This is a genomic window from Pseudomonas salicis, from assembly GCF_057128705.1.
This window is the reverse complement of the sequence record NZ_JBSKHU010000010.1, coordinates 148,075-168,422: the sequence shown is the minus strand read 5'-3', so window position 1 is coordinate 168,422 and position 20,348 is coordinate 148,075. Positions and strand designations below refer to the sequence as shown.

The following is a 20,348-nucleotide window of genomic DNA, read 5'->3' as shown; positions in this document are numbered from 1 at the left end:
TTTAGAACTTGACGACCGGGTTGCTGGGACGCACTTCGGCGCCCATCTGACGTTTCGGCGTCACCAGCTGGACCTGAATGGTCTGGGTGGCGGGGAAGCTCTGGAACAGTTGCGTCAGGTCGAGTTTGTTCAGCACGGCGGGCACGCTGCATGTGAACTGGTAATGGCCGTGAATCTCGCTGTGTTCGTGTTCATGCTCGTCCGCATCACCGTCGTCGTGATCGTCGTCCTTGTCACCGAACAGCGGGCTTTCAAGCTTGGCTTTCGTAACGGTGCAGCCTGCGGCTTCCGGAATGCTGAACAGGCCGTGAGGCTTGAGCAAGGTTTCCCGGGCGAGCGCCAGTTTCATCTTGTCGGCGTCGGTGGTGGCGGGGTGTTCGAACCCGACGATGTTCATCGCCGGGCTGTCCAGTTCCAGCTCCAGCGTGCGGCCATCCAGCGCCATGTCCAGACGCGCCACACCGTGCACATGCGCGCCGAGGCTGCCGTGTTCATGATCGTGGTCATGCTCGTCAGCGGCGTGGGCGATGGACAGGGGAAGCAGCGCGAAGGGCAAAGCGAGTAGCAGACGACGCATGAGGAGGGCTCCGGGAGGGGGTCGAAATTTGTTATGTGATCTTATAACAATGTTTCGTAGCGTTTCTTAACTTTTTCAAGCGCTGCAGATAACTGTAGGAGTGAGCTTGCTCGCGATAGCGTTCTGGCTGATACATAAATGCCAGTCGGTAGACCGCAATCGCGAGCAAGCTCACTCCTACAGGGGTGGGTGCAACGCTTCAGGTCCTGTGGGACCATGCCCCGCAGAAAACCAGAGGACACACACCATGCTGAGAATCCGTGGAACCGTCGGCGATTTGCCGGTGGACCTGACTGTGGAAATGGACGACAGCGATTGGGCAAAGTTGGGTATTCAACTGGGCGTGCAATCGGCAGAGCAAAAGCCGGACAGCGCGACGGCTGCCAAACCTCCAGCCAGCCGCAACGACGCTGTTTGGGACATCGCGCAGGATTTGCTGCGCAAGGCCGGGCACATGAGCGGGCCGGATCTGCTGGGGCAGTTGGAGGGTTTGGCGGGAAGTACGGCAGCAGGCAAGCGCCTGATGGTGCGCATGCGCCACAGTTCCAGCGTCAGAGTCGAAAGTCATGGCGATGCGCCGGAGTATCACTGGGTGGAGTAATACTCGGCGCCGACGCTCCTCACCGGTGGGAGCGAATTCATTCGCGAAAAATCGTACATCCGACGGATATAGGCGGGATGTACTGGCCTCTCGTGAATGAATTCGCTCCTACAGCCCAAGGCCGGCATGCCAGAGCAGGGCGTGGCAGGCGTCAAATCGCTGCGTCAGTACAACGCAGCGAACAACTTGCGACGATAGGTCGTGACCAGCGGATGATCGTTGCCCAGCAGGTCGAACACCTGCAGCAGCGTCTTGTGCGGCTGGCCTTCGTTGTAGCTGCGGTTGCGGGTGAACAGCTTGAGCAAACCGTCCAGGGCCGCATCGTATTGCTGGCGAGAGAGTTGCTGGATCGCCAGCTGGTACGCCGCTTCGTCGTCCTGCGGGTTTTGCGCCAGACGGGTTTTCAGGTCGGCGGCGTCCGGCAGGGTTTTCGCTTCGCCGAGGAACGTCAGTTGAGCCTTCGCACCGGCCAATGCGGCCTTGTGGTCATCGCCTTTCACGGCGTCCAGCACGGCACGGGCTTCGGTCAGTTCACCGCGCTCAGCCAGGCAGCGGGCGTACAGAATCAGCGCGGCCGCGTTGGTGTTGTCTTCGGTGAGGATGGTTTGCAGCACCGCCTCGGCTTCCGCGAAGTGACTCTCGGCGAACATCGCCTGAGCGGTTTCCAGCGGATCGGCAGCAGCCGGTGGCGGCAGCTTCACATGAGGTTCGAGCAACTTGCGGATTTCGGATTCAGGCTGCGCACCGGCAAACCCGTCCACCGGCTGGCCATCCTTGAACAGCACCACGGTCGGCAGGCTGCGAATACCGAAGCGGCCTACGATGTCCTGCTCGGCATCGCAATCGACCTTGGCCAGCAGCAACTCGCCCTGATAGCTCTCGGCGATCTGTTTCAACAGCGGCATCAGCACCTTGCACGGCGCGCACCACTCGGCCCAGAAATCCACCAGCACAGGCTTGTGAAAGGAATTCTCGATGACCAACTGATCGAAAGTGGCAGTGGTCGCATCGAAGATGTACGGCGTGTCCTGGCTCATCGCAAGTCCCGAAAGTAAGGCTTAATGGCGGCAACTATAAAGGGCTGGGGAGATTGTCGGAAGCGCGACAGCAGATACCAGTCAGGCATGCGCGCTCCTACAAGACGGTGATCATCTCCGGGCGTGATACAGACTCACCTTGCGAAACTCCCAAGGCTCGGCCAGATCCGGCAGGGTCAGCGCGTCTAGGATGCCGAGACGTTGGTAAGCCGGATGCTGAAAATCCCTCACCCGCGAATCAGCCACCAGCGCTTGCTTGCCACGGCTCAAAAACTGATCCAGTAGGGGCAGGTTGGCGCGGTCGTACAGCACGTCAGCCACCAGAATCAGATCGAAGCGGTCCTCCTCGGCGAAGAAGTCCGTCGAATAGCTCAGCGTCACACCGTTGAGCTGCGCATTGGCCTGGCATGCCTCAATGGCGATAGGGTCAAGATCGCAGGCCACCACTTCCAGCGCTCCGGCCATCACCGCCGCAATCCCCGCCACACCCGAACCTGCGCCGAAATCCAGCACACGCTTGCCCTCGACCCATTCCGGGTGTTCCGCCAGAAAACGCGCGAGTGCCAGGCCGCTGGCCCAGCAGAAACTCCAGTAAGGCGGGTCTTCCAGAATGCGGCGGGTTTCGTCCGGGTTGAAGGCGCGGTCCATGTTGTCCGCGTCGATCAGCCACAGTTTCAGGTCTGTGCCCGGCAACGGCTCGGCGACCAAACGGGCATCGCCCAGCAGTTCGCTCAATGCGCCTTGCAGATGAGCCGGTGGCGTCATGGCATCTTGAAGAGTTGCAGCTGACCGACCGATTGGGTCTCAGGCCTGGCGATCAACACCGATGGCAGGTGCAGGATCAACTGGCCGGATTGGCTGGCCCGACCGCGCAGCTCAACCCGCGCACCCTGTGGAAACGCCTCCGGGTTGAAGCGCAGTTGAAACGGCAGCGACTGATTGTTGCCGGTGAGCTTGGTGCTGCTCAGCAATTTCTGCGGGCGATTGCGCTCGTCAATGACCAGCAACGCCAACTCGACCTCCGCCCCAGCGGGCACGCCCAGCAATTGACCGCTGATTTCGCGCTGATACGGCAGCAGTGGCCCAGGGCCCTCCGGCAACTTGATCGCGTTGGGCGCCGGTTTGGCGGGTGCGGCAGGCTTGGGGGGCTCAGTGGAGCTACAGGCGGCAAGCAGACCGAGCAGGCTGATGACAGCAAGCGAACGTAGCGACATGAACAGCTCCAGCAAAAACAGAATACGGGTGGAAAGACGCAGTATCGCCGAGGCTGACCGATTTCGCTGCACCGAATGCGCGTCTGTATACCTCAAACCCCGAGACTTGTCTTGCGGGCGGGATGCGCTACCATGGCCCTCCCTTTTTTTGTTGCCTGCCACCATGCACTGTCCCTTTTGCGGTGCCAACGACACCAAAGTCATTGACTCGCGCCTCGTTGCCGAAGGCGACCAAGTTCGCCGCCGCCGTGAATGCGTCGCCTGCGAAGAACGTTTCACCACGTTCGAAACCGCCGAACTCGTTCTGCCTCGTCTGATCAAGCAGGACGGCAGCCGTCAGCCCTTCGATGAAGAAAAACTGCGCGCCGGCATGCAGCGTGCGCTGGAGAAGCGCCCCGTCAGCGTCGAACGACTGGAAGCGGCCCTGGCCCACATCAAGAGCAAGTTGCGCGCCACCGGTGAGCGCGAGGTCAAATCGCTGATCGTCGGTGAGCTGGTGATGGGCGAGCTGCAAAAACTCGACGAGGTGGCCTACATCCGGTTTGCGTCGGTGTATCGGCGTTTTCAGGACCTCAACGAATTCCGCGAAGAAATCGACCGACTGGCCCGCGAGCCGGTGAAAGAGTGAGCATGTCCTCTACAGAGCAAAGCGTGCTCGACGCCTTTTACATGGCGCGGGCGCTGGAACTGGCGCGCAAGGGCGTCTACTCGACCCACCCCAACCCTCGTGTGGGCTGCGTGATCGTACGTGACGGCGAGGTCGTGGGCGAAGGCTGGCACGTGCGTGCGGACGAACCTCATGCCGAAGTCCACGCGCTCCGGCAGGCGGGCGACAAAGCCAAAGGCGGCACCGCCTACGTCACCCTCGAACCCTGCAGCCATCACGGACGCACCCCACCGTGCGCCGATGCGCTGGTCAACGCAGGTGTCGGTCGCGTGGTCGCAGCGATGCAAGACCCCAATCCCGATGTCGCCGGACGCGGCCTGTTGCGTCTGATGAGCGCCGGTATCGCCGTGCAGAGCGGCGTGCTGGAGGGCGAGGCGCGGGCAATTAACAAGGGCTTCCTCAAACGCATGGAACATGGCCTGCCGTACGTGCGGGTCAAGCTGGCGATGAGCCTTGACGGCCGCACGGCGATGGCCAGCGGCGAGAGCCAATGGATCACCGGGCCGGAAGCGCGCTCGGCAGTGCAGCGTCTGCGGGCGGAATCCAGCGTGGTCCTGACTGGCGCCGACACAGTGCTGGCCGACGACGCCCGCCTGACCGTGCGCCCGGACGAACTGGGCCTCAATGCTGAGCTGACCGCACTGGCCGTGGCCCGTCCGCCGTTGCGCGTGTTGGTCGATGGTCGCCTGCGAGTGCCCCTTGACGCGCCGTTTTTTCAGGCGGGCAACGCGCTGGTCGCGACCTGTGCAGCTGCTTCGGCTCGCGGGCGTTACCAGGATCAGGGCCACGAACTGCTCGCACTGCCGAGCAGTGGCGGCCATGTCGATCTGCGCAAGCTGCTGGTCGAACTGGTCGGGCGCGGCGTCAACGACGTGCTCGTTGAGGCCGGGCCGAGGCTGGCAGGCGCGTTCACGCGACTCGGGCTGGTCGATGAATTCCAGATTTTCGTGGCGGGCAAGTTCATGGGTTCTTCCGCACGGCCTTTGCTGGACCTGCCGCTGGCGCAGATGAGTGAGGCACTGGAGCTGAAAATCGTCGAAATGCGCGCCGTGGGCAATGACTGGCGAGTCATTGCGATACCTGCGCACGGCCCGAGCGTATAATCCCCCGCCATCGTCTTAACGCTGGCTCTGTTCTCCTGGAGGACCCATGTTTACCGGCATCATCGAATCCATCGGCAGCATCCGCGCCCTGACTCCTAAAGGCGGCGATGTCCGCGTTTATGTTGAGACCGGCAAACTCGACCTTTCCGACGTCAAGCTTGGCGACAGCATTGCGGTAAACGGCGTCTGCCTGACCGCCGTTGAACTGCCGGGCGACGGTTTCTGGGCTGACGTCAGCCGCGAAACCCTGGACGTCACTGCGTTCATCGACCTGAAAACCGGCAGCCGGGTCAACCTGGAAAAAGCCCTGACCCCGACCACCCGACTGGGCGGCCACCTCGTCAGCGGCCACGTCGACGGCGTCGGCGAAGTGCTGTCCCGCGAAGAAAACGCCCGTGCGATCCAGTTCCGCATGCGCGCCCCTCGCGAGTTGGCCAAGTACATCTCGCACAAAGGTTCGATCACCGTCGATGGCACCAGCCTGACCGTGAACGCCGTCAATGGCGCTGAATTCGAACTGACCATCGTGCCGCACACGCTGGCCGAAACCATCATGGGCGACTACCGTCCGGGCCGTAAGATCAACCTTGAGGTGGACCTGTTGGCGCGTTACCTGGAGCGCTTGCTGCTCGGTGACAAGGCCGCCGACCCGACGCCCGCGCAGGGCGGCACCATTACTGAAAGCTTTCTGGCCGCCAACGGCTACCTCAAATCCTGAATGAAGGGGGTGCCGCGTGGCGCTCAATAGCATCGAAGAACTGGTTGAAGACATTCGCCAAGGCAAGATGGTCATCCTCATGGATGACGAAGACCGCGAAAACGAAGGCGATCTGATCATGGCCTCCGAGTGCGTCAAGGCCGAGCACATCAACTTCATGGCGCGTTATGCCCGTGGTCTGATCTGCATGCCAATGACCCGCGAGCGCTGCGAAACCCTGAAATTGCCGTTGATGGCACCGCGCAACGGCTCAGGTTTCGGCACCAAGTTCACCGTTTCCATCGAAGCCGCCGAAGGCGTGACCACTGGCATCTCCGCCGCCGACCGCGCGCGCACCGTGCAGGCCGCTGCCGCGAAGGACGCCAAGGCCGACGACATCGTCAGCCCCGGCCACATTTTCCCGCTGATGGCGCAATCCGGTGGCACGCTGTCACGCGCCGGTCACACCGAAGCCGCGTGCGACCTGGCGCGCATGGCCGGTTTCGAGCCGACCGGCGTGATCTGCGAAGTGATGAACGACGACGGCACCATGTCCCGTCGCGCTGAACTCGAAGCCTTCGCGGCCGAACACAACATCAAGATCGGCACCATCGCCGACCTGATCCATTACCGGATGATCCACGAACGTACCGTTCAGCGGATTGCCGAGCAGCCGCTCGACACCGAACAGGGCCACTTCAACCTGGTCACCTACCGTGATTCGGTCGAGGGCGACGTTCACCTGGCGCTGACCCTGGGCAAGATTTGCGCAGAAGAGCCGACGCTGGTGCGCGTTCACAACATGGACCCACTGCGCGACCTGCTGATGGTCAAACAGCCTGGTCGCTGGAGCCTGCGCGCCGCCATGGCCGCAGTTGCCGAGGCCGGCAGCGGCGTGGTGCTGCTGCTCGGTCACCCGCTCGACGGCGAAGCCGTGCTGGCCCATGTGCGGGAAACTGCGGGCGCTGCGCCGGTGAAAACACCGACCACCTACAGCACAGTGGGTGCCGGTTCGCAGATCCTTCGCGACCTGGGCGTACGCAAAATGCGCCTGATGAGTTCGCCAATGAAGTTCAACGCGATATCCGGTTTCGATCTGGAAGTTGTAGAATACGTGCCCTCCGAATAACACCGGCGGGCTTTTATGCCCGCAGTGATCGATTCGTGGCCTAAAATCCCTGAAAGCGCGCGCCTGATGCGCGCTTTCTTGCTCTTTAATACGAAACACGAGACTCAGCCGAATGACCCTGAAGACCATCGAAGGTACCTTCATCGCCCCCCAAGGTCGCTATGCCCTGGTGGTTGGCCGCTTTAACAGCTTCGTCGTGGAAAGCCTGGTGAGCGGTGCCGTTGATGCCCTGGTTCGCCATGGCGTGAGCGAAAGCGACATCACCATCATCCGTGCACCGGGCGCGTTCGAAATCCCGCTGGTCGTGCAGAAAGTCGCTCAACGCAGCGAGTTCTCCGCCATCATCGCTCTGGGCGCTGTCATTCGTGGCGGCACCCCGCACTTCGAATACGTCGCAGGCGAATGCACCAAGGGCCTGGCCCAAGTCTCCATGGAATTCGGTGTGCCGGTCGCCTTTGGTGTGCTGACCGTCGACTCCATCGAACAAGCCATCGAGCGTTCCGGCACCAAGGCCGGTAACAAAGGCGCGGAAGCTGCCCTGTCCGCCATCGAGATGGTCAGCCTGTTGGCGCAGTTGGAGGCCAAGTGATTAACGACGACAGCGATCGCTTCAACCCACGCGATCCGCGCCCAGCGGACGCCGGCAAGCCATCGAAAAGCGAAAAGCGCCGTGCTGCCCGTCAATTGGCGACTCAAGCGCTGTACCAGTTGCACATGGCCAAGCAGTCGTTGAACGAAATCGAAGCGCAGTTCCGCGTCGATAACGATTTCACCGACGTCGATGGCGCTTACTTCCGCGAAATCCTGCACGGGGTTCCGGCGAAGAAAGACCAGATCGACACCGCGCTGGCGCCATGCCTGGACCTGAGTATCGACGAGCTGGACCCGGTTGAACTGGCCGTTCTGCGCCTGTCCACCTGGGAACTGATGGAACGTATCGACGTACCATATCGCGTGGTCATCAACGAAGGCATTGAGCTGGCAAAAGTCTACGGTTCGACCGACGGCCACAAGTTCGTCAACGGCGTGCTCGACAAGCTGGCTCCGCGTCTGCGCGAAGCCGAAGTGAAGGCTCACAAGCGCTGAGGCGTCTGGATTTCCAGAACCTCTGCGTTTGACGCCATGGGCGAGTTCGAGCTGATCCGCAATTACTTCGCCGCCGCGCCCTGCGCGCAGCCCGGTGAAGGCGTTGCATTGGGGATCGGCGACGACTGCGCCCTGTTGTCGGTGGCCCCTGGCGAACAGCTGGCGGTGTCCACCGACACGCTGGTCGCCGGGGTGCACTTCCCCGACGTCTGCGATCCTTTCCTTTTGGGCCAGCGTGCCCTCGGTGTTTCTGCCAGCGATCTGGCCGCCATGGGCGCCAAGCCCCTCGCTTTTACCCTTGCCCTGACATTGCCCGAGGTTTCCGCCGCCTGGCTGGAAGCGTTCGCCCGTGGGCTAAATGAAATGGCCCAAGGCTGCTCGATGCGCCTGATTGGTGGCGACACCACCAAAGGGCCGCTCAGCCTGACCGTGACGGTGTTCGGCTCGGTTCCGGTGGGCGAGGCGCTGACGCGTGGCGGCGCCCGGCCGGGGGATGTGCTGTGTGTTGGCGGGCCATTGGGCGACGGGGCCGGCGCGCTGCCACTGGTGTTGAACCAGCGCAGCACCGAGGCGTCTACCACACAGGCTTTGCTGGCCCGCTACTGGTCGCCGCAACCGCAGCTTGAACTGGGCGTGGCGTTGCGCGGCAAGGCGACCTCGGCGCTGGACATCTCCGACGGATTGCTCGCTGATTGCGGGCACATTGCGTTGGCATCGGGCGTACGCTTGCTGATCGAGCGGGACAAGGTGCCGATGTCTGACGCGCTGCTGGCCTTTTTCGGCGCAGACGAAGCGTTGAATGCCGCCCTCAGTGGGGGCGATGACTACAGACTGGCGTTCACACTCCCGGCATCATGGCTGGCTACCCTTGTCGATGCGGGTTGGCCTGTCTTCGTGATCGGTCGCGTGGTCGAGGGCCAAGGCGTGGCGCTTATCGACGAACAGGGGCAGGACGTCACTCCGTTGACTCGGGGTTACCAACATTTTCGGGAGACACGGTGACAGATCATCCTAATCAGGTCCCGGCGGAAAACGTTCCGCCGTCGGTGTGGACCAATCCCTGGCATTTCCTGGCGTTCGGTTTCGGCTCCGGCACCTTGCCCAAGGCGCCGGGGACCTGGGGTTCCATGGTCGCCGTGCCGTTCATTCCGCTGTGGCAGATGCTCCCGGACTGGGGCTACTGGCTGATGCTCGGCATCACCATGCTGTTCGGCTTCTGGCTGTGCGGCAAGGTGGCCGACGATCTGCGCGTACACGACCATGAAGGCATCGTCTGGGACGAAATGGTCGGCATGTGGATCACCCTGTGGCTGGTGCCCGAAGGCTGGGTCTGGCTGCTGGTGGGTTTTCTGGTGTTCCGGTTTTTCGACATCCTCAAACCGTGGCCCATCCACTGGATCGACAAACACGTGCACGGCGGTGTCGGCATCATGCTGGACGATGTCCTGGCCGGTGTTTTTGCGTGGTTGGCGATGCAGGGTCTAGTCTGGGTGTGGGGCGTCATATAGGAAACGGTTCATGGGTCGCGTGGGGATGAAATGGCTGCTGTGCCTGTCGATGCTGATGCTCGGCTTCGCGGTGGCTGCGAATCCTGTCCGTGCTGACACGCTGCCCGACGTTTCTGAGGAGAAACCCGCCGATATTGTTCTGGTCAGCGAACACTGGAACGACTACACCGAAGCCAACGGCACGGGGCTTGGGTGGGACCTGATGCGCGAACTGTTCGAACCTGCCGGGATCAAGGTCGAGCCGCGCACCGAACCCTACACCCGTGCAGTCGGGCTGGTGCAGCGGGGCGAAGCGGATGCGTGGGTCGGGGCCTACAAGAACGAGGTCGAGGGTACGCTGTACCCCAAATGGCACTACGATACCGACGAGATCTACGCGCTGGGCCTGGCCTCCAATCCCGCGCCGACCCTCAAGACGCTCGGCAGTTACCGACTGGCCTGGGTGCGCGGTTACCAGTTCCAGAAGTACTTACCCCATGTCGAGCATTTCAACGAGGTCGCCCGCCGTGAGCACATCCTGTCGATGCTGGACCACAGCCGTGCCGATCTCTACATCGACGCCAAGCCGGAAATTGACTTCATTCTGAAGCAGACCCGAGAGCCGCAGCGATTTCGTACGACGTATCTGACCGACATCCCGTTGTATTTAAGCTTCGCTGATAACTCGCGAGGCCGTTTCCTACGAGACCTGTTTGATCAGCGCATGGCGCAACTGGTGCAGTCCGGAAAGCTGCGGCCTATCTTCGCACGTTGGAAACAGCCCTATCCGTTCGAAGCGGGTGATGGTCTCAGCAAGGCGAAGCGTGGGCAATGATCAAACTTCCTGATCTGAATGGCCGACAATTCGACCTAAGCGTCTGCCGGAACCTGCTGTTACAATGCCGCCTTGCTAATTTCCAGTCCTCATACTGATCAGGAGCACACGGTGCCCGTCGTATTTGTCGCGGCTTCCAAGCTGCCTACCCCTTTTGCCACTTTCAAAATGAACGGCTTTCTCGAAGAGGAAACCGGTCGCGAACACATCGTTCTCAGCCTCGGTGACGTATCGGACGGCGCTCCGGTGTTGGGTCGCGTGCACTCCGAATGCCTCACCGGCGACGCGCTGTTCAGTCAGCGTTGCGATTGCGGTTCTCAACTCGAAGCGGCCCTGCGTGCCATTGCCTCTGAAGGCCGTGGCGTTCTGCTGTACTTGCGTCAGGAAGGACGCGGTATCGGCCTGATGAACAAGATTCGTGCGTATGAATTGCAGGACGGCGGTGCCGATACGGTCGAAGCCAACGAGCGGCTGGGTTTTGCGGCCGATCAGCGTGACTACGCGATCTGCCTGCCGATGCTGGAGCATCTGGGCGTGAAATCGCTGCGTCTGATGACCAACAATCCACGCAAGGTCAAGGCGCTGACAGACATGGGCATTACCGTCGCCGAGCGTGTCCCGCTGCACACTGGCCACAACCCGCACAACAAACTGTACCTGGCCACAAAGGCAGGCAAACTCGGCCACATGATGGGCAATGAGCACCAAAGTGAGGTCGATCCGGCGTGACACGGAATAACGTGCGCCGTCGTCTGGCGCTGGCGTGGTGGCGGCAACTGGCATTGACGCTGGGGCCGCTGCTCGTTGTCTGTGTGTTTTTTGGTGGTGATGAGGCGGACAGTCCTTCGGTTTTCGCCTTGCCGTTGTTCGTCGCAGGCATCGCCTCGATGTTCGTCAGCCTCAAACCGTTCGGTGTCTACAAGCGTTCGCTGATCTCCACCGGCAAAGCCCTCGATACGCCCGAAGAACCGGCTGCATGGCTCAGGCTTGCGGCCGACCGGCGCATGGCGTTCCTCGCCGCCGGGTTGCCTGCGTGGATCGCGGCAGTGGCCGTGTTCGCCAACCTCGAAGCGGTGGCACTGGCGCTATTGGCGCTGTCCAGCGTCGTGCTTCTGTACCTCTATCGCATTCCTCGTCAGTTGGCCTGATGCGCCGCTTCATCGCCTGTCTGCTGTTGCTGGCGGCCTGCCCTGTCAGCGCTGCCCAGCGGGTCATTAGCCTGGCGCCTTCGTTGACTGAAATCGTCATTGAACTGGACGCTGCCGATCTGTTGGTGGGCGTACAGGACGGCGGAGAACGCCCGTTGGCTGTCGCGGCGCTGCCTTCAGTGGGCCGCTACGGGCAGCTGGAAATGGAGCAGTTGCTCAGCTTGCGCCCGGATCTGTTGTTGCTGTGGCCGGGGAGTGTCAGCGCGGCTCAGCGTGATCAGTTGCAGCGCCTGAGCATTCCCACTTTCACCGCCGAGCCTCACACGCTGGATCAACTCGCCGATCAGATCGAGCAGATTGGCGAGCGTCTGGGGCGTGCGGAGCGGGGGAGGCAAGTGGCGACAGCGTTTCGTCAGCGATTGACTGACCTGAGAACGCGTTATCACCGGGACACGCCGGTGAGTGTGTTCTATCAGGTGTGGGATCAGCCGCTGTACACCGTGGGCGGCGAGCAGATCATCAGCGATGCACTGAAGGTGTGCGGAGCGAAGAATGTGTTCGACGACCTGAAGCAGCCTGCGCCGCAGGTCAGCCTCGAAGCCGTTTTGCAGCGCAGCCCTGGAGTCGTCGTTGCAGGCTCGACATCGCAGCTCGCGATGTGGAAAGCCTGGCCTTCGCTGAAAGCCCGCTTTGTGGTGGTGCCAGACAAAGGCATCGAACGACCGAGCGGGCAGATGGTGGAAGCGGTGCAGAAACTGTGCGAAACCCTCTCGCCCGACCGTTGAACGCACAGTGTTGATTCTGCCCGAAGGGCGTACGGCCATCTCGCAATTTCGCTTCTGCCCGAAGGCCGTGGGAGCGTTGTTCGTTAGCTAAAGCTCCGGCGTCCACGTCACGCCGAACATCCATGTCCGGCCTTCTTCGCGATAGCCATAATTGCTGCCGTCAAAGCTGTACAGCGTGCGGCTGTAGCGTTTGTCGAGCGCGTTATCCAGCTTGAATTCCAGCTTCACGTCGCGGCTGGCCTTCCAACTGCTGCGCAGGCCTAACAGGGCGTAGCCGCCGATGTCCTGGGTGTTGGCCTCGTCGTTGTAGCTGCTGCTCACCGCCCGCCAACTTGCGCCAACGCCGAGACGGTCGAACTGACGGTCGAGGTCCAGGTTCAGCGTTCGGCGCGCACGGCGATTGAGGGTGTGGCCGGTGTCGCGATCTTCCGGGTCGATGATCGAAGCGCCGAGCTTGCCCGTCCAGCCGAACAGTTGTTGCTCCAGCGACGCCTCAAATCCGTTGATTCGCGCCGAGCCGATGTTCTGCGGGGTGAAGTCGGCATCCAGTGCGATGGCGTCTTTGAGGTCCGTACGGTACAGCGACGCTTCCAGTTTGCGGGTCTCGCTCAACCGGCTGCGCCATTGCACCTCGTAGCTTTTCGAGTGCTCGGGCTTGAGGTTCGGGTTACTGAAACCGGGGTAATACAGGTCGTTGAACGTCGGCGCCCGAAAGCCTTCGGTGTAGGAAAAAAGCACGTCATTGGCGTCGTTGAGCGGGATCGTCAGCGCGCCGCTCCATGTGTTCTGGCTGCCGAATTGCTGGTTCTTGTCGTGACGCAGCCCCAGCTCAGTGGAAAACCCGTCGCCTTTGAAGCGGTGTTGAACGAACACGGCGCGGTTCCAGCGGCTGTCTTCGTCGAACGCCGTGCTGCTGTTGACGCGATCCTCATACCCGTCCGCGCCGAGCATCAGGCTGTTGCGGTCGTCGAGGGTCAGGTCGTTCTGCCAGTTCACCGAATCGCGGTAGGTGTTAAAGACGTAATGATCGTCGCTGAGCTTGTCGGCAGTCTTCTCGCGATTTTCGCTGTGGCCCACTTCGAGACGGGTTTTCCAGCGCTCGTTAATCCGTGCATCCAGGTACGTACCCAAGCTGCTCAACTCGAAATCGCTGTACTGCTGTTGCCCGACGCTGTTGAAAGTGACCGGGTCGAACAGACCGAACGGGTTGTCGAATTCGGTCTTGCCCTTGTTATCCAGCACGTTAACGCCGATTTCCACGTCATCGTTCAGCCAGTGGCTGAGGTTCAGGCTGTAGGACTTATTACGGTAGGCGTCGTGATCAGCGTCACTGGCGAAGGACGGGCCAGTGCGGTCGATGCCGTTGGTCTCGTCAAGGCTGGTGCTCAGGTTGAAATGGGTGCGCTCATCGCCGCCGGACAGCCCCAGACTGTTCTGCGACGTGCCGCGATTGCCGAAACCCGTGTGCAACCGCGCTTGCAGGCCTTGTTCGGCGCCGCGTCGGGTGAAGATCTGGATCACGCCGCCAATGGCATCCGCTCCGTAGACCACCGAACGTGAACCGCGTAGCACTTCCACCCGTTCGATCTGGTCGACGTTGAGGTATTGCAGCGCGCTATCCGCAGACGTGGCGTTGGCAATGCGCTGGCCATCGACCAGCACCAGACTCTGCGCGGCCTTGGTCCCGCGAATGTAAATCCCCGGCAGACTGCCGCGCCCACCGCTCTGCGCCACCTGCACACCGGGCACCCGGTTCAGCAGGTCAGTGACGCTGGTGGGTTGCAGGCGTTCGATGTCGGCTCGTGTGAACACCGTGTTCGCCGCCGTGCTGGCGTCGCGCTGCTCGACTTGGCGATTGGCGCTGATGAGCACGTCGGGGAGTTTCAGGGCGTCTTCGCGGTTGGGGGTATCGGCGAAGGCGTGGGCGGATGGCAGCAGAGATAGAAGGAGAGCGACGCGAGAGAAATTCATGTTATTTCGAGGGCAAAGTCTGTGGGAGCGAATTCATTCGCGAGAGGCCAGTACAGGCGACGCATCTCCATCGACAGAGATACCGCATCGCGAATGAATTCGCTCCCACAGATCATCTGGCATCCTGAATTAGCAGGGTGTCAGATGACCGGGGAGCGTATGGCGTTTAGATTTTGGCCAGACGTGCATTGATCGACGCTTCGATTCCGTCGGCGTCCAGCCCGCATTCCGCGAGCATCTGCGCCGGTTTGGCGTGTTCGACGTAGCTGTCCGGCAGGCCCAGGTGAAGCACAGACTTGAGAATGTTCTCCCGTGCCAGGAACTCGCTCACCGCCGCGCCCGCGCCACCCATGATGGCGTTCTCTTCGATAGTCACCAGCAGGTCGTGATGGGCTGCCATTTCGCGGACCAGTGCCTCGTCCAGCGGTTTGACGAAACGCATGTCGACCACCGTGGCGTCGATTTTTTCCGCAACGACCAATGCCTCGGCCAGTTGCACGCCGAACACCAGCATGGCGACTTTGCTGCCTTGACGGCGGACGATGCCCTTGCCGATTTCAAGCGGCTCCAGGCCGTTGTCGATCACGGCATTCGGGCCAGTGCCGCGTGGATAGCGCACCGCCGCAGGGCCGTTGAACAGGTGGCCGGTGCTGAGCATTTTGCGCAGTTCGTTCTCGTCGCTCGGCGTCATCACCAGCATGCCGGGGATGCAGCGCAGGTACGACAGATCGAAGCTGCCTGCGTGGGTCGGGCCGTCTTCGCCCACCAGACCGGCGCGGTCGATGGCGAACAACACGTCGAGGTTCTGCACCGCCACGTCGTGGATCAGTTGATCGTATCCGCGTTGCAGGAAGGTCGAATAAATCGCCACGACGGGCTTGGCGCCTTCGCAGGCCATGCCTGCCGCCAGCGTCACCGCATGCTGCTCGGCGATGGCCACGTCGAAATACCGCTCCGGGAAGCGCTCGCTGAATTCGACCAGGTCCGAGCCTTCTTTCATGGCCGGGGTGATGCCGACCAGACGCTCATCTGCGGCAGCCATGTCGCACAACCACTGACCAAACACACCGGAATACTTCGGCCCGCTGGCCTTTTTCGGCGCGGCTGGGGCGTTGACCGGGTCGAGCTTGGTGATCGCGTGATAGCCGATCGGATCGACCTCGGCCGGGGCGAACCCCTTGCCCTTTTTGGTGACCACATGCAGGAACTGCGGGCCTTTGAGGTCACGCATGTTGCGCAGGGTGGCGATCAGCGTCGGCAGGTCGTGACCGTCGATAGGGCCGATGTAATTCCAGCCCAGCTCTTCGAACAGGGTGCCGGGAACCAGCATGCCCTTGGCGTACTCTTCGGTGCGGCGGGCGATTTCCCACGCGCCGGGCAGACGCGACAGCACTTTCTTGCTGCCTTCGCGCATGCTGGCGTAGGTGCGGCTGGACAGAATCTTCGCCAGGTAATTCGACAGCCCGCCGACGTTGCGCGAGATCGACATGTCGTTGTCGTTGAGGATCACCAACATATCGGCGTTGACTTCAGGGGCGTGGTTCAACGCCTCAAAGGCCATGCCCGCCGTCAGCGCGCCGTCACCGATCACGGCGATGGCCTTGCGACCGTTGCCTTGCAGGCGATTGGCAACGGCCATGCCAAGCGCGGCGCTGATGGAGGTGCTGGAGTGACCGACGCCAAAGGTGTCGTACTCGCTTTCGCTGCGACGCGGGAAGGCGGCCACACCGCCTTTCTGGCGCAAGGTCGACATCTGCTCGCGGCGACCGGTGAGGATCTTGTGCGGGTACGCCTGATGGCCAACGTCCCAGACCAGCCGGTCGTCGGGGGTGTCGAAGACGTAGTGCAGGGCCACGGTCAGCTCAATGACGCCAAGGCCGGCACCGAAGTGCCCGCCGGTCTGGCCAACGGTGTAGAGCAGCTCCAGGCGCAGTTCGTCAGCCAGGGCTTCGAGCTCGGCTTCACCTAACCGGCGCAGGCCGTCCGGCGTCACTGCCTTGTCGAGCAGTGGCGTGGACGGGCGCTCGCGGGGAATCTCTTTGAACGTCGTGGGCATCAGGCGAATCGTTATAAGTAAAAGAGGCGGCAGTTTACCTGATGCATCGCGAGCTGCCCATGAAACGCAATCGATGGGTGCTCAAATCGGCAGGTTCAAACGGCACATCCCGCTGTAGCCGCGTGGCTTGCTGGCGGTCATGTCCGCAGGATCGCTGCCGCTGGCATACCGTGCTGCCGCAGGGTGGCGTGTTTGGCGGATAGCCTGTCAGTTACGACGTTCAACGATATAGCGCGCCAACGCGCGCAATGGCTCGGCGGCCGCGTCGAAAGGTCGCAGCGCCACCAGCGCCTGATCGCGGAGTTCCAGCGCGTAATGTTTGGCTTCTTCCAGGCCCAACAGCGCAGGGTAGGTCGGCTTGTCGCGAGCGATGTCGGCGCCCTGGCGCTTGCCGAGGGTCGCGGTATCGCTTTCGACGTCGAGAATGTCGTCCTGCACCTGAAACGCCAGGCCGATGGCGCGGGCGTAGATTTGCAGCGAGTCGAGTTGCACCTGGCTGGCATGACCGCTGGCCAGCGCACCGAGACGAACGCTCGCTTCGATCAGCGCCCCGGTTTTATGCCGGTGCATGATTTCCAGCGCGGTCTGGTCCAGCTTGAGGCCGACGGAGCCAAGGTCGATGGCCTGTCCGCCAACCATGCCCGCCGGGCCTGCGGCGTGGGCGAGGGTGGCGACCATTTTCAAACGGGTCTCTGCGTCTTGCGGAGTGAGTTTGCCGTCGCTCAACACGCTGAACGCCAGGCTTTGCAGGCCGTCACCGGCGAGGATGGCACAGGCTTCGTCGAACGCTTTGTGAGTGGTCGGCAGGCCGCGACGCAGATCGTCGTCGTCCATGGCGGGCAGGTCGTCGTGCACCAGCGAATACGCGTGGATCAGCTCGACGGCACAAGCTGCGCCGTTAGCGTGTTCGGCGTTGCCGCCCAGCGCTTCACAGGCTGCGTACACCAGCAGCGGGCGCACGCGCTTGCCGCCATTGGTGACGCTGTAGCGCATGGCTTCGTAAAGACGGTTCAGCTCAGGAGAGGGGGCGTTGAACAGGCTGTCCAGCGCCGCATTGACGCGTGCCTGACTGAGTGCCTGATACTCGGCAATCATTCTGGCTGTTCCGCGTCGAAGGGTTCCTCGGCCAGTTCGCCATCGCGTTCCAGCAACACTTGCACCTTCTGCTCGGCTTGCGCCAGCGCGCTCTGACACTCGCGGGTCAGACGGATGCCTTGTTCGAAAGCGGTCAACGAGTCTTCCAGCGACAGCTCGCCGTTCTCCAGACGCTCAACCAGCGTTTGCAAATCCGTGAGGGACTGTTCGAAATCCAGTGCAGCTTTCTTGCGGGCCATGGCGGCTATCCCGGTAGACGTTAAACCGGCGCGACACTAGCAGAGCGAGGGCATTGGGGCAAATGAGAGGTGCCGGGCGGAGGGCGTTCAGCGCCGGTCTATTGCCGCGACAATTACGCGATATGAGCATGCCACCGAGCATTGTGGGCGCCGACATTGTAGCGGTAGCAGCATGGATTGCCGGTGATGGCGTGCTTGAGATCGTCGTCGCCAGTAAGCCGTGCGCTGATACCCCTGTGGGAGCGAATTTATTCGCGAAGGAGCGTCCGGGCGATGGAGATGTGCCGCCTGTACCGGCTTTTCGCGAATGAATTCGCTCCCTCAGTTGGAGGGTGATCGCCCTGCAGCATGGCCTGCCGGTGGTGGCCTGTTTGAGGCGGCCACCGCCGAAAACCATGCTGCCACAGCGGATGCCCTCCGAACGAGGGCTTAAAAACCTTCGAGAACGATCTTGCCCTTGGCTTTGCCGCTTTCGATCACGGCGTGGGCGCGGCGCAGGTTTTCGGCATTGATGGTGCCGAAGTGCTCGCCCAGCGTGGTTTTCAGCACGCCTTGGTCGATCAGGCTCGAAACCCGGTCAAGCAGTTCGTGCTGGGCGATCATATCTGGCGTTTCGAACAGCGACCGGGTGAACATCAACTCCCAGTGCAACGACAGCGCTTTGCGCTTCATCGGCATCACATCGAGGGCTTTCGGGTCGTCAATCAGCGCCAGTTTCCCCTGCGGGCGCAGTGCCTCGATCAGTTGTGGAAAGTAACTGTCAGTGTGGGTGAGGCTGGCGACATGGCTGACCTGGCCGACGCCGATTTTCTCCAGTTGCGCCACCAGCGGCTGGCTGTGATCAATCACGTGATGGGCGCCGAGGTCTTTGACCCATTCCTGGGTTTCCGGGCGCGACGCGGTACCGATCACGGTCAATTTGGTCAATTGACGCGCCAGTTGCACAAGGATCGAACCCACACCGCCGCCCGCGCCGATGATCAACAGGCTGTCGCCTTCGCCCCCGCCTTCTTTCACGCCCAGACGGTCGAACAGCAGTTCCCACGCGGTGATCGACGTCAGCGGCAGTGCGGCGGCGTGGGCGTTGTCGATACTTTTCGGTTTGCGACCGACGATGCGCTCGTCCACCAAATGGAATTCGCTGTAGTTGCCGGGCCGGGCGATGGAACCCGCGTAGAACACCTCGTCACCTGCCTTGAACAGCGTGACGTCGCTGCCGGTTTCCCGCACGACGCCAACGGCATCCCAGCCGACGACTTTCGGTTCGGTGGTCGCTGAACCTGCGCGGACTTTGGTGTCCACCGGATTCACGGACAGGGCGCGCACTTCCACCAGCAGGTCCCGTGGGCCGGGGACAGGTTTAGGCAGGTCCATGTCCATCAGCGATTTCGGGTCTTTGATGGGCAGGCCGTGTTGGGTAAAGGCGATGGCTTTCATGGCGGTCTCTTAATGAATGCAAATGAATGTTCAGGTCGATGGGCGCATCTTGTTCTTCTCTACCGAAAAGAAAAACCGGCACACTCCACCAACACTTTCACAGCTGGAGTGAAAATGATCCGCATCGACGATCTGACGCTGTTCGTTCGAACTGCCGCGCTGGGCAGTTTTTCCAACGCGGCACGGGAGGTTGATCTGCTGCCAGGGCAAGTGGCGGCGGCGATCAAACGCCTGGAACGCGAACTGGACATTCGCCTGTTCGCCCGTTCGACCCGCAGCCTGCGCCTCACGGCAGAGGGCGAGCAATACCTGCCGACCGCGCGAACGGTGCTCGATGCGTTGAAAGAAGGGCGCGAAAAACTGCGCCGCGAAAGCGCCGAGCTGCAAGGCACGCTGCAAGTGTCCATGCCATCGGATCTGGGGCGCAACGTGATGCTGGAATGGCTGACCGGGTTTCGTCGGCAACATCCTTCGTTGAACCTGCGCCTCTTCGTCTCCGATCAAGTGGCCGATATTTTCCGCGATCCGGTGGACGTGGCGATTCGCAGCGGCGTGATCGAAGACGCCAATTACATCGCGCTGCCGCTGGCCCCCTGGAATCGCCGTGTATTGGTGGCCTCCCCCGATTATCTGGCGCGCAAGGGGCGGCCTGCGGCGTCCGATGATCTGCTGCAGCACGACTGCCTGCTGTACATCATTCATGGCCGGGTTTATGACAAATGGCCGGTGGGCGGGCGGGTGTTCACGGTCGCGGGGCCGCTGCTGACCGACGATGCCGATCTGGTTCGTCGTTGGGCGGTGGCGGGCGAGGGCATCGCTTATAAATCGTGGGTCGATGTGCGCGAGGATGTGCTGGCGGGAAGATTGGAGCTGCTGTTGCCGGATTACCATGGCGAACCAGCGCCGCTGAATTTCGTTTATCCCCATCGTCAGCAATATTCCCCGGCGGTGCAGCAGTTGTATTCGATGTTGAAGAGCCGGTTTGCGGAGTCTGAAAGCGGGTTGCCGACGTTGTTGTAAGCGCAGTGCTCATGTTGTCACTGGGCAAACACGGACTTCCTGTAGGAGCGAATTCATTCGCGAAGGGGTCGCACGCTCAATGCCTTTCGGCGGCCTGATCCATCTTTCACGAATGCATTCGATCCCACAGGTTTTGCCTTTCCACGCGATCAGGGTGTCAGCGA

23 protein-coding genes are annotated in these 20,348 nt (G+C 61.7%); 14 read left to right on the top strand and 9 right to left on the bottom strand.

Translation table 11 applies throughout. The annotated features are described in order from the left end of the window. Position 1: 1 nt before the first annotated feature. Positions 2-577, bottom strand: coding sequence for a DUF2796 domain-containing protein (locus tag ACWKWE_RS28620; protein WP_341961673.1), 576 nt, complete (start codon positions 575-577; stop codon positions 2-4). 247 nt (positions 578-824) lie between these two features. Here ACWKWE_RS28620 and ACWKWE_RS28615 point away from each other — a divergent pair, with 247 nt between their 5' ends. Then, a complete protein-coding gene (locus tag ACWKWE_RS28615) occupies positions 825-1,178 on the top strand; it encodes a hypothetical protein (RefSeq protein WP_483852442.1) in 354 nt (117 codons plus the stop codon). Between the two features lie 164 nt (positions 1,179-1,342). Here the strand turns inward: ACWKWE_RS28615 and trxA are convergent, their stop codons facing one another. The 3 genes from trxA to ACWKWE_RS28600 all read right to left on the bottom strand — a co-directional run bounded on the left by trxA (position 1,343) and on the right by ACWKWE_RS28600 (position 3,429). Beyond that, positions 1,343-2,215 (bottom strand): thioredoxin, encoded by an 873-nt coding sequence (trxA, locus tag ACWKWE_RS28610; protein ID WP_166597429.1) that lies wholly within the window; start codon positions 2,213-2,215, stop codon positions 1,343-1,345. Between the two features lie 111 nt (positions 2,216-2,326). Further along, on the bottom strand, positions 2,327-2,980 hold the full coding sequence (locus ACWKWE_RS28605; protein WP_483852441.1) for a class I SAM-dependent methyltransferase: 654 nt from the start codon (positions 2,978-2,980) through the stop codon (positions 2,327-2,329). Continuing rightward, positions 2,977-3,429, bottom strand: a complete 453-nt coding sequence (locus ACWKWE_RS28600) for a YbaY family lipoprotein (RefSeq protein ID WP_166597431.1) — start codon at positions 3,427-3,429, stop codon at positions 2,977-2,979. Before ACWKWE_RS28600 ends, ACWKWE_RS28605 begins: the two co-directional genes overlap by 4 nt. A 163-nt stretch (positions 3,430-3,592) precedes the next feature. Here ACWKWE_RS28600 and nrdR point away from each other — a divergent pair, with 163 nt between their 5' ends. From nrdR to ACWKWE_RS28540, 12 genes are all read left to right on the top strand, one after another. After that, complete coding sequence (nrdR, locus tag ACWKWE_RS28595) at positions 3,593-4,057, top strand: transcriptional regulator NrdR (RefSeq protein ID WP_065988433.1); 465 nt, start codon at positions 3,593-3,595, stop codon at positions 4,055-4,057. Between the two features lie 2 nt (positions 4,058-4,059). After that, complete coding sequence (gene ribD / locus ACWKWE_RS28590) at positions 4,060-5,199, top strand: bifunctional diaminohydroxyphosphoribosylaminopyrimidine deaminase/5-amino-6-(5-phosphoribosylamino)uracil reductase RibD (RefSeq protein WP_483852440.1); 1,140 nt, start codon at positions 4,060-4,062, stop codon at positions 5,197-5,199. Between the two features lie 46 nt (positions 5,200-5,245). Beyond that, positions 5,246-5,917: a riboflavin synthase gene (locus ACWKWE_RS28585; RefSeq protein ID WP_166597433.1), complete on the top strand. Its 672-nt coding sequence runs from the start codon at positions 5,246-5,248 to the stop codon at positions 5,915-5,917. 16 nt (positions 5,918-5,933) lie between these two features. After that, positions 5,934-7,025, top strand: a complete 1,092-nt coding sequence (ribBA, locus tag ACWKWE_RS28580; RefSeq protein WP_483852439.1) for a bifunctional 3,4-dihydroxy-2-butanone-4-phosphate synthase/GTP cyclohydrolase II — start codon at positions 5,934-5,936, stop codon at positions 7,023-7,025. A 112-nt stretch (positions 7,026-7,137) separates the two neighbouring features. Beyond that, entirely contained in the window at positions 7,138-7,614 is a 477-nt protein-coding gene (gene ribH, locus ACWKWE_RS28575; protein ID WP_074756916.1) for a 6,7-dimethyl-8-ribityllumazine synthase, read from the top strand. Beyond that, on the top strand, positions 7,611-8,111 hold the full coding sequence (gene nusB, locus ACWKWE_RS28570) for a transcription antitermination factor NusB (RefSeq protein WP_483852438.1): 501 nt from the start codon (positions 7,611-7,613) through the stop codon (positions 8,109-8,111). Before ribH ends, nusB begins: the two co-directional genes overlap by 4 nt. A 36-nt stretch (positions 8,112-8,147) precedes the next feature. Next, entirely contained in the window at positions 8,148-9,113 is a 966-nt protein-coding gene (thiL, locus tag ACWKWE_RS28565) for a thiamine-phosphate kinase (RefSeq protein ID WP_166597436.1), read from the top strand. Continuing rightward, positions 9,110-9,619, top strand: coding sequence for a phosphatidylglycerophosphatase A (locus ACWKWE_RS28560; protein WP_166597437.1), 510 nt, complete (start codon positions 9,110-9,112; stop codon positions 9,617-9,619). Before thiL ends, ACWKWE_RS28560 begins: the two co-directional genes overlap by 4 nt. 10 nt (positions 9,620-9,629) lie before the next feature. Beyond that, on the top strand, positions 9,630-10,433 hold the full coding sequence (locus ACWKWE_RS28555) for a substrate-binding periplasmic protein (RefSeq protein WP_483852437.1): 804 nt from the start codon (positions 9,630-9,632) through the stop codon (positions 10,431-10,433). A 111-nt stretch (positions 10,434-10,544) separates the two neighbouring features. Then, positions 10,545-11,162, top strand: coding sequence for a GTP cyclohydrolase II (gene ribA, locus ACWKWE_RS28550; RefSeq protein WP_483852436.1), 618 nt, complete (start codon positions 10,545-10,547; stop codon positions 11,160-11,162). Further along, positions 11,159-11,581, top strand: a complete 423-nt coding sequence (locus ACWKWE_RS28545; RefSeq protein ID WP_166597439.1) for an MFS transporter — start codon at positions 11,159-11,161, stop codon at positions 11,579-11,581. The genes ribA and ACWKWE_RS28545 overlap by 4 nt, the downstream gene beginning before the upstream one ends. Beyond that, a complete protein-coding gene (locus ACWKWE_RS28540; protein WP_483852435.1) occupies positions 11,581-12,366 on the top strand; it encodes a cobalamin-binding protein in 786 nt (261 codons plus the stop codon). The genes ACWKWE_RS28545 and ACWKWE_RS28540 overlap by 1 nt, the downstream gene beginning before the upstream one ends. Positions 12,367-12,453: 87 nt before the next feature. Here ACWKWE_RS28540 and ACWKWE_RS28535 read toward each other — a convergent pair whose 3' ends face one another. The 5 genes from ACWKWE_RS28535 to ACWKWE_RS28515 all read right to left on the bottom strand — a co-directional run bounded on the left by ACWKWE_RS28535 (position 12,454) and on the right by ACWKWE_RS28515 (position 19,164). Beyond that, a complete protein-coding gene (locus ACWKWE_RS28535) occupies positions 12,454-14,337 on the bottom strand; it encodes a TonB-dependent receptor domain-containing protein (protein WP_483852434.1) in 1,884 nt (627 codons plus the stop codon). A gap of 166 nt (positions 14,338-14,503) precedes the next feature. Beyond that, positions 14,504-16,393, bottom strand: a complete 1,890-nt coding sequence (gene dxs, locus ACWKWE_RS28530; RefSeq protein ID WP_483852433.1) for a 1-deoxy-D-xylulose-5-phosphate synthase — start codon at positions 16,391-16,393, stop codon at positions 14,504-14,506. Between the two features lie 207 nt (positions 16,394-16,600). Continuing rightward, a complete protein-coding gene (ispA, locus tag ACWKWE_RS28525) occupies positions 16,601-17,488 on the bottom strand; it encodes a (2E,6E)-farnesyl diphosphate synthase (RefSeq protein ID WP_166597443.1) in 888 nt (295 codons plus the stop codon). After that, positions 17,485-17,727, bottom strand: a complete 243-nt coding sequence (locus ACWKWE_RS28520) for an exodeoxyribonuclease VII small subunit (RefSeq protein ID WP_062384761.1) — start codon at positions 17,725-17,727, stop codon at positions 17,485-17,487. Before ACWKWE_RS28520 ends, ispA begins: the two co-directional genes overlap by 4 nt. A 429-nt stretch (positions 17,728-18,156) precedes the next feature. Continuing rightward, a complete protein-coding gene (locus tag ACWKWE_RS28515) occupies positions 18,157-19,164 on the bottom strand; it encodes a zinc-binding alcohol dehydrogenase family protein (protein ID WP_483852432.1) in 1,008 nt (335 codons plus the stop codon). Positions 19,165-19,278: 114 nt separating this feature from the next. Here ACWKWE_RS28515 and ACWKWE_RS28510 point away from each other — a divergent pair, with 114 nt between their 5' ends. Further along, positions 19,279-20,184, top strand: coding sequence for a LysR family transcriptional regulator (locus ACWKWE_RS28510; RefSeq protein WP_166597445.1), 906 nt, complete (start codon positions 19,279-19,281; stop codon positions 20,182-20,184). The last annotated feature ends 164 nt before the right edge of the window (positions 20,185-20,348 follow it).